Below are 12,963 nucleotides of genomic sequence, written 5' to 3'. Positions count from 1 at the left end.
ATGCGCTTGCTGGTAACGAACAGCGCCCATGAGCGCAGAATCTATCCGATAGAATTAACAAGAATTAGTTTTGTCCCCGTATGAAGGAGAGAATGATGGCGGGAAATCCGCTTCTGAATTCAATGACGAAGAATGCCACTCAGGGTGACTCTCGTTTCGGTCGCTTTGGTGCGCAGTCTCAGCAGAACAACCAGCAGGCGTACGGTCAGCAGCAGGGCTACGGCCAGCAGACTTACGGTCAGTACGGTCAGCAGTCCTACGGCCAGTACGGCCAGCAGGGCTACGGTCAGAACGCATACGGTCAGCCCCAGTACGGTCAGCAGGCACAGTACGGTCAGCAGGCACAGTACGGTCAGCCGTACGGTGAGGCTGACTACGGCGTAGCAGCCCCCACCTACTCGGAGCCCATTCCCGCCGGTGAGCGCCTGACCATGAACGATGTCATGGTTAAGACCGGCATCAACCTGGGCCTGGTCGCTGTCGGTGCCGCTGTTGCATGGGTCATGCCGGTGTTGCTACTCCTGGGCATGATTGGCGGTCTGGTCCTGGGTCTGGTGAACTCCTTCAAGAAGAAGGTTTCCCCGGTCCTGGTCATGACCTACGCCTTCATGGAAGGCCTGCTGCTCGGCGGCCTGTCCGCTGTTGTGGACATGCGCTACCCCGGCGTGGCTGTCCAGGCTGTTCTGGCAACCCTCGTGGTCGCAGGTACCACCCTGGCTCTGTTCGCGAACGGCAAGCTACGCGCAACTCCTAAGCTCAACAAGATCTTCATGATTGGCGCTATCGGTTACATGGCGTACGGCCTCATCTCGATCCTGGGCGCGGGTATCTTCGGTTCCTCGCTGAACAGCTTCTCTATCGGTGGTATTCCGCTGGGCCTGGTTGTTGGCCTGTTCGCTGTTGCGCTGGCAACCTACTCGCTGCTGCTGGACTTCACCACCACCTCCGAGGCTGTGGAGGCTGGCCTGCCCGAGCGTGAGTCCTGGCGCCTTGCTTTCGGCCTGACCGCTTCTCTGGTCTGGCTGTACGTTGAGATCCTGCGTGTTCTCATGTACCTGGCAAGCATCTTTAGCAACGACTAAAGCTCATGATGAGGCGGCGGTACCGTGATGGTGCCGTCGCCTTTGCCGCTTTACTTCCCCGATGTATCGAGGCGCAGGGGAGGGGCACAACACCATCACCATGTACCGCCTCCGCTGGGACAGCCGAGCTGCCCCGCTCGGGCGCGACACCGATAACGATTTGGAGACACCGTGAAAATTACACCTGTTGCAGAAGAACACGTAGCCGAGGAGGATCGCGGCTACCGAGTGCCTTTTGCTATGGAAGTTGCCGGTGCATGGGCGTGGCGCATCATTATGATTGCCGGTGCCGGTTGGATCCTTTGGAAGGGTCTGGGGCACGTCTCCCTGCTGGTTATTTCTCTTCTGGTGGCTCTGCTGCTGGCGGCTCTGCTGAGCCCCGCCGTGATGCTTCTGCGTAAGAATGGCGTTCGTGCCGGTGGCGCGGCGGCTATTGCCGAAATCGGTATGATTCTGGTGCTCGCCGGTATTATTTCGCTGACCGGTCAGCAGATTGTGCGTGGTTTTGTGTCCATGGCGGATAAGGCGATGCAGGGCTACCAGCAGCTGATTGGTTGGTTGAAGGACCTCGGTTATGAGTTCGGTGCCGACCAGCTGAACCAGCTGCTGGATCAGATGGAGAGCGCTGTCACCAATAACCCCAGCTCCGTGCTGCACGGTGTGTCTCAGGTGGGTTCGACTGCGGCTGAGGTTGCGACCGGTACCCTGCTGACCCTGTTTACCCTGGTCTTCTTCCTGATGGAGGGCGAGCGTATCTGGCTGTTCGTCACCCGCCTCTTCCCGAAGGATGCGCGTGCCGCCGTCAACGGTGCGGGTCGTGCGGGCTGGAAGTCCCTGGGTGCGTACGTGCGCGTTCAGATTCTGGTGGCGGCTATTGACGCTGTCGGCATCGGTGTTGGTGCCGCAATCCTGGGTGTTCCGCTGGCTATTCCGCTGGGTGTGCTGGTCTTCCTCGGCTCTTTCGTTCCGGTGATTGGTGCCCTCATTTCCGGTGCGGTGGCTGTGCTGTTGGCGCTGGTTGCTCTGGGTCCGGTGCAGGCGCTGATTATGCTCGGTATTGTTCTGCTGGTTCAGCAGCTCGAGTCCCATATTCTGCAGCCGCTCATTATGGGTAAGGCTGTCTCCTTGCACCCGCTGGCGGTTATTTTCTCGGTGGCTGGTGGCTCCATGATTTTTGGTGCGGTGGGTGCTCTGTTCGCTGTGCCGACTTTGGCTGTGGTCAACGCGGTGGTGCGTTACCTGGCGAATCGCGGCTGGGAGAAGGAGGCACCTCGTGAGGAGGAGTTCCTCTTCCCGCATGAGCTGGAGCGCCGTAAGAAGGCTGAAGAGTCTGAAAAGGCGAAGGAATCTAAGACGTCCGAAAGCTCTGAAGAATCTAAGGAATCTGAGAAGGCTTAGAACTTGGTTCACTGTGACTAACCGCGGGCTAGACGCTCGCACATAACCTAGGGCGGGGGCCGTTCTTGCACTATCTGCTGAGAGTGCGGGGACGGCCCCTGCTTTATGCCGGTGCATCCTCTAAAATGGAGTGTGCACTGTGCCACCGCGCGCCTTTTAGCGTGTGGGGCTAGGTGCCGCCAGAATACGTACCATCAGAATGGAAACCTCGTGAGCGTAAATCTCGACTCCCTGCCCGTGACCATCACCGACATTGAACGTGCCGCAGAGCTGCTCGAAGGCGTTATTGAACGCACCCCCGTCGCTCATTCGCGTGCGCTAAGCCAGCGCCTCGGTTCAGAGGTTTTCTTCAAGTGTGAGAACCTGCAGCGTGCCGGTTCCTTCAAGGTGCGCGGCGCGTATGTGCGTATGGCGAAGCTCTCCGAGGAGGAGAAGAAGCGCGGCGTCGTGGCGGCGAGCGCGGGTAACCACGCTCAGGGTGTGGCTCTGGCGGCTGACCGTCTGGGCATTAAGGCTCGTATTTACATGCCGCTGGGTGCGGCGCTGCCGAAGATTACTGCGACCCGTGATCACGGTGCTGAGGTTGAGCTGTACGGTGTGACCGTGGATGAGGCTCTGGCGGAGGCGAAGCGCTACGCCGAAGAGACCGGCGCTGTGTTTGTGCACCCCTTCGACAATGAAGACATTATTGCCGGCCAGGGCACGATCGGTCTGGAGATTCTGGAGCAGGTTCCGGACGTTGACACCGTGATTGTGGGTGTTGGCGGCGGCGGTCTGCTGGCGGGTCTGTCCGCTGCTATCCGCGCGAAGGAGCAGAAGCTCGGCAAGAAGATCAAGATTATTGGTGTTCAGGCGGAGCACGCGGCGGCGTACCCGCTGTCCCTCGCTGCGGATGCTCTGGTACCGCTGAAGAAGGTTTCTACCATCGCTGACGGTATTGCGGTGGGTCGCCCCGGCCAGATGCCTTTCTCCATCATCAAGGAGCTGGTGGATGATGTGGCGACCGTGAGCGAAGACGATATCGCTCGCGCCCTGATTTTCCTGATGGAACGTAACAAGCTTGTGGTGGAGCCTGCCGGTTCGGTGCCCGTGGCGGCGCTGATGAACGGCAAGCTGAAGGAAGAGTACGGCGACCTGGGTACGGTCGTGTGCGTGCTCTCCGGTGGCAATATTGACCCGATGCTGATGCTGAAGGTGATTCAGCGCGGTCTGTCTGCGGCTGGCCGCTACATGACCGTGAAGATGATGCTTTCTGACCGTCCGGGTGAGCTGGCGACCATTTCCCGCATTATCTCTGAGAATGACGCGAACGTGACCGGTGTGGACCACACCCGCGTGGGTGGCTCTCTCTCCATGGGTGACGTGTCGATTACGATCGATATGGAGACCAAGGGCGTGGAGCATTGCCGCCAGGTGATTGCCGCCCTGGAGGATGCGGGTTTCAAGCCCATCATCGTCTACTAAGCCGATATATTTATGAGCCGACGAGCTGTAATAGTTGCGCCTGAGCTTTATCGGCAGAATGCAATTCAATAGACAAAAACAGTGCGGGGTGCTGACCTTTTCTGTTCAGCACCCCGCACTGTTTCTATACGCTTGAGTCTCTCTTAGCCCTGGTAGGGGGTTACGGAGACAATCTTGGCGCTCAGTTCCTTACCGTTCGGAGCGGTGTAGGAAACCTCGTCACCCTGCTTAGCACCCATGATTGCTGCGCCGAGGGGGGACTTCTCCGAGAAGACCTTCAGGTCGCTACCTGCAGGCAGAGTGTCCTCAATTTCGCGGGAGCCGAGCAGGAACTTCAGGGTGCGGCCGGCAACCTCAGCCTCGATGACCATGCCGTGGCTTACCACGCCGTCATCAACGGGTGCCTCACCAATCTGCGCGGTTTCCAGCAGGTGCTTGAGCTGCTTGATGCGCGCCTCGTTCTTAGCCTGCTCGTCGCGTGCCGCGTGGTAGCCGCCGTTCTCGCGGAGGTCGCCCTCATCGCGCGCCTGGGCGATGCGGTCAACAATTTCCTGACGGTACGGACCGGAGAGGTGCTCCAGCTCCTGAGTGAGGCGGTCGAAGGCGTCCTGAGTGAGCCATGCACCGGTGTTTTCAGCCATGCGTGTCCTTTGCTTATGCGCCGGCTTAGCCGGTGCGAAACGAATAAACCCGCTACCGTGCGCCATAGAAAAGGCGGGGAGGCGGTAACGGAATGAATCAACAGACCTATTCTAGAGCACCGGAGGATTTTCGGCTGTTATACCGGTCGTATCTTCCCCTCTGAACGCATCTGAGCGCGTCTGAGTGCATCTGAGCATATCTTTGCCGGTACGCACGCCGGTAGCTGAACAACCCGCCAGCATCAGCCTGTTTCATGCCCAAGAATCTGCTGATATGACGGCATGTTTCACGATGTCACACGGCGTCATCTGCGCTAGTGTACCGGCGCTATCCTTGGGTATCATACGAGAAGCTACAACCGTAAAATTTCTGCCGCGTAGCGCTCGCATCCGCGATTCACAGACACATCATCGACCCCCTGGCGCATCACCTAAAGGAGACCACCGTGAGCGAAGCCATTGAACAGCTGAAGGCAAACCTGCCGACTCACCCTCCCGTGGACTCCCTCAAACCGCTGGATGAGGACTACACCGGCCTGCGCATCCTCGCGGTGCACGCGCACCCGGACGACGAGTCCTCCAAGGGCGCCGGTACCGCTTCGGCGTATATTGCCCGTGGTGCCCGCTTCATGGTGGCGACAATGACCGGCGGCGAGCGCGGTGACATCCTGAATGAGGAGATTGCTAATAGTCCGCGTGCGCACCGTGACCTGCCGGGTCTGCGTCGCGCTGAAATGGCGGCTGCTCGCGAGATCATGGGTATTGAGCACCGCTGGATTGGTTTCTTCGATTCCGGTCTGCCGGAGGGTGACCCCATGCCGCCGCTGCCCTTCGGTAGCTTTGGCACCATGCCCCTGGACCGTGCCGCCGCGCCGCTCGTGCGTCTGGTGCGTGAGTACCGCCCGCACATCATCATCACCTATGACGAGATTGGCGGCTACCCGCACCCCGACCACATCATGACCCACAAGGTTGCCGTGGAAGCATTCGAGAAGGCAGGCGACCCGGAAGCCTACGTGGGGGAGGGCGAGCCCTGGACCCCGCTGAAGCTCTATTACGACCGCGCATTCAACCCCGAACGCACCCTCGCCCTGCACGAGCATCTGCTCGATACGCACGGTGAGAGCCTGCTGAGCGGCTGGATTGAGAACCTCGCGCACCGCGCCTCCTCGGGGGAGGCGCCTCGCCACGAGACTACGACCCGCATCCTGGTTCACGAGCACTTTGAGCAGCGCGATCAGGCTCTGCTGGCACACGCCTCGCAGGTGGACCCGAACGGCGTGTTCTTCGCTGTTCCCAGCGAACAGCTGAAGGATATTTGGCCCTGGGAGGATTACACGCTGGCTGCCTCTCACACGGAGGTTCAGCTGCCCGAATCTAGCCTGGATGAGGGCCTGAGCGACTACTACGTCATCTAGCCTCTACATTATCTAGAGTGGGGCGCCGCATCGCCCCGCGTTACAATGATGCCCTTCACCCACGATATGAGTCGTGGGTGAAGGGCATCATCCATTCTTAGGCACACGATGTGTGCAGCCCCCCGTATACAACCCCGCATGCCGCTACCAGCCGCCACAAATTTTGAGCCGATTCTCAGCCCAACCGCGATGCCGATTGCCGCGAAGGTACGGCGCGGCGGCGTAGAATAAGAGCTTGGACTCTTTCGTTATGAGCCCGCTGAATTATCTGCCACGACAGCCGAATGAGGTATGAGCTATGAGCGCCAACGCCCTGCCCGTGATTACTGTGCACGGCCACGCCAGCAACCCCGGCACTGTCACTGAGCCTACCGTCTATGAGCAGGCTCTGGCGCGCTCGCTGAGCCCCGAATCCCTGCCGGCACATATTGGAGTGCTGGTGGACGGTAACCGCCGCTGGGCGGCTCAGCGCGGCTTGAGCACCCGTGAGGGCCACGCCGCCGGGGCGGAGCGAATTATTGATTTTCTGGCCTGGTGTACTGAGCTGTCGATTCCGCAGGTGAGCCTGTACATGCTCTCCACTGAGAACCTGAAGCGCCCCGAGAAGGAGCTGACCGGTCTGGTCGCTGTGATTGATGCGTTTCTGGTGCGTCTGGTGGAATCCGCCTGCGGTCCGGTGCGCGCCATCGGCAACATTGACCTGATTCCTCGCCAGCTACACGAGCGCCTGGACTGGGCGATTGAGCAGACTGCACACCTGCCCGGTGTTCGCGTGAACATTGCGGTCGGCTACGGCGGCCGCCAGGAGATTGTGGACGCGGTCCGCTCGGTTCTGCGTGAGGCCGCCGCTGAGGGCGCATCCTTGGACTCGCTTGCCGAACAGCTGAGCGTGGAGGATATTTCTTCGCACCTGTACACCGCCGATATGCCCGACCCGGACCTGCTGATTCGCACTTCGGGCGAGCAGCGCCTGTCCGGTTTCATGACCTGGCAGAGCGCGTATTCTGAGTTTTATTTCTGCCGTGCCCTGTGGCCGGATTTCACGCGCGTTGATTTTCTGCGTGCTCTGCGGGATTACGCTAACCGTTCCCGCCGCTTCGGCTCCTAGAACCTGTGCGCTCTAGTGTCGTCGGCGCTTGTTTCTCGGCTGGCTGGTTCCTTGCTAGATGGTTCCCGGCTAGCAGCCTCCGGTAGTACAGCCTCCAGCAATACAGAATGGACGTTCTATGCTCGCTGAGCTTTCCCGCCTCTACAACGCTGGCGGCGCCTCCGTTATTGCCGCTCTGGTGCTCGGCAGCTACCTGCTGTATTTTCTGTGGTGCGCCCTGCGGCTGTGGCGTATTGACGTGCGGGAACACCGCCTGCCACACCGCATCCTGATTCCTCTGGCTATTGCCACCTATACGGCGTTGCCGGTGTCTTTGCTTTTTGCCGGTCGCCCCGCCGATATCTGGCGTGTGATTGGTGCCGGTCTGGTGCTGTGGTTCTGCTATGGGCTTCTGCGTATTCTGTCGTTCGGCGCGCTGGGCCGCGGGGATGTGAAGCTTGCCGGCATTCTGGGCGGTGTGCTTGGGTACCTGTCCTGGGCGAACCTGGGGTGGGCGTCGCTGGTGACGTTCCTTGCCGGTGGTCTGGTGTCTTTGGCTCTGGTGCTGTTCACTAAGGCGCGCGGTAGCACTCGCATTGCTTTTGGCCCGTTTATGCTTCTGGGTGCGCTGGTGGCGTTGGCGGCTCCGGCGTATTCTCTGTGGTAGATTCCGAAGTGGGGTGACCGTCCGGCTAAGTGGCGGGCTCGTTCTTCGTATGGTTCATTCTCCGTGCGGCTCGCGGCTGTTTGCTCTGCTCTCTAGCACCTATTTCCCGGTGGGCTTACCGGGGCTTTTGAAAGGTTGATGTTATGCCTACTCCTCCCTATATCCGTAAGCTGCGTGAGCGGATCGGCTCGGATTACCTGTGGCTGTCCGGTGCGACGGCTGTTGTGTACCGTGAGCAGGATTCTAAGGTGCTGCTGGTGCGCCGTAGCGATAACGGGGCGTGGACCCCGATTACGGGCATTGTGGACCCGGGGGAGAGCCCCGCACTGACCTGCATGCGTGAGGCGCAGGAGGAGGCGAACGTGCAGATTGAGGTGCTGGAGCTGGCGCAGGTGAAGGCTGACCCGCCGATGCAGTTCGGTAATGGTGACCGCTGCCAGTTCTTGGATCATACGTTCTTGTGCCGCTGGGTTTCTGGCGAGGCGAAGGTGAACGACGAGGAGTCTTCGCAGGTGCGTTGGGTGGATGTGTCTGACCCGACGGAGCGTGCGTTGCTTTCGGAACGGATGCTGGACCGTATTGATGCGGCGCTGAACTATGATGGCCACTGCCGTTTTGGGCTGGAGTCGGTGCCGCCGGAAGAGCTTTAGACCGGCTACTAGACTCCGTAAAAGCCACCGAGTGAGGCGTGTAGATACAGAGGGAGGGGCGACCCGCCGTCATGGCGAGTCGCCCCTCCCAGCATTTTTACGACAGTTTGTTACATGTTATTGGGTGGTTCTTCCTGCTTTTTTGTGGGAGTGAGGGGCTGGAGGCCTAAAATTTGCCGTGGCTTTATTTTGTTTTTGTCTTTTTTTACTTTAAGTTGTGCCTGTGTGTCGAGTTATGGGTGGTGCGCATGAGATGCTTTATATATGACGCGGGTTACATTGGGAGTGACGGCCCCGTATTAGTCAGTAACCCGAAAAAATCCGTTCACGTGATGTTCTGGTGAGCGTGGTCGCTTTCCTTTTACTCTGCCTATAAATCTTTAAGGCATGCCATTTTTCTGTGAACTAGGCTCATTGTGTTCATCGCAATTCTTGGTCGCTATTTTGACGCGCCCTGGAAGGAATAAAGCATGACAACACACAAAATACCGTGGAGAATCTACATAGCCCTTATCGGCTCTCTGGTAGGTACAGGAATATATTCCTTCGCCCTACCCATCGCGATTCTCGCTAGTACAGGCGAAATTGGGCTGGCTGGCGTAATGGCAGTAGCCATGCAAATCCCCAATATCGCCTTGGCATATCCACTAGCAACCCTATCTGATAGTCTGCCTCGAAAACCTATGATCGTGATTGCCGGAGCAGTAAACATCCTCAGCATCCTTACCTTGGCGTTGATGATTGAGCAACATATGTTGTCATGGTTCGCCATCGCCGCACTAGGATTTGTGAGCGGTGTCTTCTCTGAACTGGCTGCTGCCTCAGAAGCAGGATATATTCCGCAGCTTCTCGGACGAGAAAACCTTCTTTCATACAATGCACGTCGTGAAATTTGCGAGGGAATATCTGCAATCATTGCGCCCCCTACAGCAGGATTTATTGTCCTTGTTGCAGGCTCAACGGTCGGTCTTATCGTCCCGGTGCTCCTTTTCGGAGCGGCAACTATTTCATACGCAACGTTGCCATCCGTAGAAATGGAAGCTAAAACTGAGCAACGCGAAACCGCACAACATGGGTTTATTCACCGGATGTTTGACGGCATCCAATACATGTTCTCCGGCGCCCCGCAGAGACTTATCCTTGTCTACACGTTCTTCTTGGCGGCAGCTACAGCATCGTATTCACTCATCATTATTTACCGCCTGTACGAGGAACTCACCTTTGAAGCCTCAGTGGTAGGCATGATTATGGCCTGCAGCGGTATCGGCGGTATCGTCGCGGCACTCATCATCGATCGTTTCCTCTCTTTTGAGAACACGCGAGGAATGCTACTGGTCGCTAACGTCGTATCCCTGCTCGGAATACCGCTCGTCACCGTCAGCAATAACCCCGTAGTGCTCGGCGCCCTGCTCTTCATCCTGGACGTAGGATGGGCATCAGCTTTCATCTTCTCCAACAATCTTCGCGACTGCATTACACCGAATGAGCTACTGGGGCGTGCCAGCTCCCTTGACGGTGCCGTATTTGGGTTAGGAACGCTGTACTCCATGGGTGCGGTAGCACTGATGCTCGATCATCTCGGCTCCTTCAACGCTGCGCTTGTCGTCAGTATCCCGGCTGTACTCTGCCTCATCTACACGCTGGTCCACTATAAACAATTCAAAGTGTTCAATATCGTTGAACAATAGTGAGAACCCGCTACCCACTTAATGACGGGGCGGAGAACATACACAGAGGGAGGGGCGACCCGTCGTCATGGCGAGTCGCCCCTCCCTCTATGGTTAAGTCGCGAACCTCAGGCGAGGTTCAGGCGGGTGAGATTAGAAGTTGCCCAGCATCTTGGTGACGTCCAGAGCCGCATCCAGCTGCTCCTCAGTCACTTCGCCGCGCTCCACGTAGCCCAGAGCCACAACTGCCTCACGGACAGTCACCTTGTGAGCCACCGAGTACTTAGCGATCTTCGCAGCAGCCTCGTAACCAATCAGCTTGTTCAGCGGGGTCACGGTCGACGGCGAAGCCTCAGCCAGGAAACGGCAACGGTCAACGTTAGCGGTCAGACCGTCAATCATCTTCTCAGCCGAAACGCGAGAAACATTAGCGAGCAGGCGGATCGACTGCAGCAGGTTAGCAGCCATCACCGGGATACCCACGTTCAGCTCAAACGCGCCGTTAGTGGACGACAGAGCAATGGTTGCGTCGTTACCGATAACCTGAGCGGCAACCATGATGGTAGCCTCACAAATCACCGGGTTGACCTTACCGGGCATAATCGAGGAACCGGGCTGCAGGTCGGGGATGTGCAGCTCGCCCAGACCGGTGTTCGGGCCCGAACCCATCCAGCGGATGTCGTTGCTGATCTTCATCAGGCCGTACGCCAGGGTGCGCAGCTGACCGGAAACCTCAATCAGGCCGTCACGGTTAGCCTGAGCCTCGAAGTGGTTACGAGCCTCGGTCAGGGGCAGGCCGGTCTCCTCAGCGAGCAGCTCAATCACGCGAGCCGAGAAGCCGTCCGGGGTGTTAATGCCGGTACCCACAGCGGTACCGCCCAGGGGAACCTCAGCCACGCGGGGCAGGGAAGCATTCACACGCTCAATGCCGTAACGCACGGTTGCGGCGTAGCCGGAGAACTCCTGGCCCAGGGTGATGGGGGTTGCGTCCATCAGGTGGGTACGACCGGACTTCACAACGTCCTTGAACTCAACGGACTTGCGCTCCAGGGACTCAGCGAGCACCTCGAGAGCGGGAATCAGGTCCTTCACCAGAGCCTCGGTCACAGCAACGTGCACGGAGGTGGGGAAGACGTCGTTGGAGGACTGGGAAGCGTTCACGTGGTCGTTGGGGTGAACCTCAATGCCCTTGGACTCCAGGGAACGGGTTGCCAGAGTTGCCAGAACCTCGTTCGCGTTCATGTTCGAGGAGGTACCGGAACCGGTCTGGAAGACGTCAATGGGGAAGTGGGCGTCGTACTTACCGGTTGCTACCAGATCCGCTGCATCGCGGATAGCCTGGGCGCGCTCAGCGTCGAGCACCTTGAGTTCCTCATTGGCGGTCGCGGCTGCCTTCTTCACGAGGGCAAGCGCACGAATATGGGCGGATTCGAGGGTCTGACCCGAAATCGGGAAGTTCTCGACTGCGCGCTGAGTCTGTGCACGGTAGAGTGCATCAGCCGGAACGCGAACTTCGCCCATGGTGTCATGTTCAATGCGGTATTCAATGTTTTCAGCCATACCTCTAGCATAGGCGTTCAAAGTGGCTTACGTCGCCTCGAAAAGGTGTCAAAAGAGGAAAAACGCTCATAAATTTTGCGGCGTGAGAAGGCGCGTAAAACCCCCGCCCCGGCAGATGTGCGAACACGCTACCGTGGCGGGGGTATCCCATAGAAAAATCTGTTCTTAAGTGCGAGTATGTGGGTTCTCGCGCTAAGGCTCGTAACGAGCGGAGAAGAGGAAAACTAGTCCAGGTTCTCAGCAACCACAACGCGCGGGGGAGTCTTCACGACCACCGGAAGCGCCTGGGTCGGCGGGTTCTGCGCGTCGTTCTTCTCCTCCGGCAGGGTCAGGTCCTGCGAACTGAACACCAGCTCCGCCTTACCCTCCTTCAGGTGGTAGAAGACACCAATCACGGCGACCTTACCCTCAACCACCGCATCCGAAATGATGTGGGACTGCTCGATAATGCGGATAGCGGTCTGGCGAGTATGCTCACGCACCATGTCGTTGACGGTCGGGTTCTCCGGCAGCTTCGGAGACATTGCCGAAGGCAGGATGTGCTGCACCAGGTTACGGATGAAGCCGTGCGGCATCTCGCCAGAGTCTAGAGCATTGCTAGCGGCAGTGACCGCACCGCAGGAGTCGTGACCGAGAACCATCACGATGGGGGTCTCAAACTCATCGACCGCATACTCGAGCGAACCGAGAGCCGCATTCTCCAACACGTGGCCGGCGGTACGCACCACAAACGCATCGCCCAGGCCCAGGTCAAAAATAATCTCCGCCGCCAGGCGAGAGTCACCGCAACCGAAAATTGAGGCAAACGGGAACTGACCCGCCGCCAGGTCGGTACGGCGAATCGTGTCCTGGTTGGGGTGCTCGTTGCTGCCCTCAATAAAACGACGGTTGCCGTCTCGAAGGCGCTTCCACGCCTCTGCGGGGGTCGGTTGAATGCCAGCCATGTGATGCTCCTTAGCGGACAGGTACAGATAACGCGTGCCGCCAAGACAGCGAATCTGCGAACGGGTATGCGGGGGCTTCAGGCGCTCGCGCTGAAGCTGAGTTTCTTGCCGGAAGCTTCCCGGTGAAAAGAACCTACCTCAAATATGCCTTAAAAATGCGAAAAATAGCTAGTATGGCGCGCCTTTACAACCCCAATCTTGATGCCCAATGACGCAAAAACAATGTGAAGAGAGACGCAGCCCTCACCGATCTGCCGCATCTGCTCACCATAAAGTCAACACGCACGCAAACTCGTTCAGAACAAGAAAAACGAAGCGCCCGCGCGCTATCCTGAAAGGAGCACTACTGCGTCGGCGCTTCGTGCTGGAAAGAACCAGCCAGCCG

11 protein-coding genes are annotated in these 12,963 nt (G+C 58.5%); 8 read left to right on the top strand and 3 right to left on the bottom strand.

Annotation, left to right across the window (positions count from 1 at the left end; genetic code table 11):
* Nucleotides 1-95: 95 nt before the first annotated feature.
* From RM6536_RS02150 to ilvA, 3 genes are all read left to right on the top strand, one after another.
* Nucleotides 96-1,082, top strand: a complete 987-nt coding sequence (locus RM6536_RS02150; protein ID WP_060823855.1) for a Bax inhibitor-1/YccA family membrane protein — start codon at nt 96-98, stop codon at nt 1,080-1,082.
* Between the two features lie 171 nt (nt 1,083-1,253).
* Entirely contained in the window at nt 1,254-2,480 is a 1,227-nt protein-coding gene (locus tag RM6536_RS02145; protein ID WP_060823854.1) for an AI-2E family transporter, read from the top strand.
* Between the two features lie 210 nt (nt 2,481-2,690).
* A complete protein-coding gene (ilvA, locus tag RM6536_RS02140; RefSeq protein WP_060823853.1) occupies nt 2,691-3,944 on the top strand; it encodes a threonine ammonia-lyase in 1,254 nt (417 codons plus the stop codon).
* A gap of 143 nt (nt 3,945-4,087) precedes the next feature.
* On the opposite strand, the gene greA is transcribed toward ilvA, so the two are convergent.
* Nucleotides 4,088-4,585, bottom strand: coding sequence for a transcription elongation factor GreA (gene greA, locus RM6536_RS02135; protein WP_060823852.1), 498 nt, complete (start codon nt 4,583-4,585; stop codon nt 4,088-4,090).
* 446 nt (nt 4,586-5,031) lie between these two features.
* Here greA and mca point away from each other — a divergent pair, with 446 nt between their 5' ends.
* The 5 genes from mca to RM6536_RS02110 all read left to right on the top strand — a co-directional run bounded on the left by mca (nt 5,032) and on the right by RM6536_RS02110 (nt 10,095).
* On the top strand, nt 5,032-6,003 hold the full coding sequence (gene mca / locus RM6536_RS02130; protein WP_060823851.1) for a mycothiol conjugate amidase Mca: 972 nt from the start codon (nt 5,032-5,034) through the stop codon (nt 6,001-6,003).
* A 298-nt stretch (nt 6,004-6,301) separates the two neighbouring features.
* Complete coding sequence (gene uppS, locus RM6536_RS02125; protein ID WP_005508943.1) at nt 6,302-7,111, top strand: polyprenyl diphosphate synthase; 810 nt, start codon at nt 6,302-6,304, stop codon at nt 7,109-7,111.
* Nucleotides 7,112-7,229: 118 nt separating this feature from the next.
* The gene (locus tag RM6536_RS02120) at nt 7,230-7,757 is read left to right on the top strand and encodes a prepilin peptidase (protein ID WP_060823850.1); all 528 of its coding nucleotides are present in this window, start codon (nt 7,230-7,232) and stop codon (nt 7,755-7,757) included.
* A 143-nt stretch (nt 7,758-7,900) separates the two neighbouring features.
* Nucleotides 7,901-8,407, top strand: coding sequence for an NUDIX hydrolase (locus RM6536_RS02115; RefSeq protein ID WP_060823849.1), 507 nt, complete (start codon nt 7,901-7,903; stop codon nt 8,405-8,407).
* A gap of 470 nt (nt 8,408-8,877) precedes the next feature.
* Nucleotides 8,878-10,095 carry an MFS transporter gene (locus tag RM6536_RS02110; protein ID WP_060823848.1) on the top strand — a complete coding sequence of 406 codons (1,218 nt, stop codon included), beginning with the start codon at nt 8,878-8,880 and terminating at the stop codon, nt 10,093-10,095.
* Nucleotides 10,096-10,227: 132 nt separating this feature from the next.
* Here RM6536_RS02110 and RM6536_RS02105 read toward each other — a convergent pair whose 3' ends face one another.
* Nucleotides 10,228-11,634 (bottom strand): class II fumarate hydratase, encoded by a 1,407-nt coding sequence (locus RM6536_RS02105; RefSeq protein ID WP_060823847.1) that lies wholly within the window; start codon nt 11,632-11,634, stop codon nt 10,228-10,230.
* Between the two features lie 224 nt (nt 11,635-11,858).
* Entirely contained in the window at nt 11,859-12,578 is a 720-nt protein-coding gene (locus tag RM6536_RS02100; protein WP_060823846.1) for a carbonic anhydrase, read from the bottom strand.
* Nucleotides 12,579-12,963: the final 385 nt, after the last annotated feature.

The organism is Rothia mucilaginosa (assembly GCF_001548235.1).
GTDB classification, from domain to species: Bacteria; Actinomycetota; Actinomycetes; order Actinomycetales; family Micrococcaceae; genus Rothia; species Rothia mucilaginosa_B.
The sequence above is the reverse complement of the archived record's forward strand: the minus strand, read 5'-3'. Positions and strand labels throughout refer to the sequence as shown.

Bases quoted from the DNA above. Each gene is read 5' to 3' on its own strand.
- RM6536_RS02100 (WP_060823846.1), bottom strand. From the start codon at position 12,578: ATGGCTGGCATTCAACCGACCCCCGCAGAGGCGTGGAAGCGCCTTCGA.
- RM6536_RS02115 (WP_060823849.1), top strand. From the start codon at position 7,901: ATGCCTACTCCTCCCTATATCCGTAAGCTGCGTGAGCGGATCGGCTCG.
- RM6536_RS02105 (WP_060823847.1), bottom strand. From the start codon at position 11,634: ATGGCTGAAAACATTGAATACCGCATTGAACATGACACCATGGGCGAA.
- RM6536_RS02150 (WP_060823855.1), top strand. From the start codon at position 96: ATGGCGGGAAATCCGCTTCTGAATTCAATGACGAAGAATGCCACTCAG.
- uppS (WP_005508943.1), top strand. From the start codon at position 6,302: ATGAGCGCCAACGCCCTGCCCGTGATTACTGTGCACGGCCACGCCAGC.
- RM6536_RS02120 (WP_060823850.1), top strand. From the start codon at position 7,230: ATGCTCGCTGAGCTTTCCCGCCTCTACAACGCTGGCGGCGCCTCCGTT.
- RM6536_RS02110 (WP_060823848.1), top strand. From the start codon at position 8,878: ATGACAACACACAAAATACCGTGGAGAATCTACATAGCCCTTATCGGC.
- greA (WP_060823852.1), bottom strand. From the start codon at position 4,585: ATGGCTGAAAACACCGGTGCATGGCTCACTCAGGACGCCTTCGACCGC.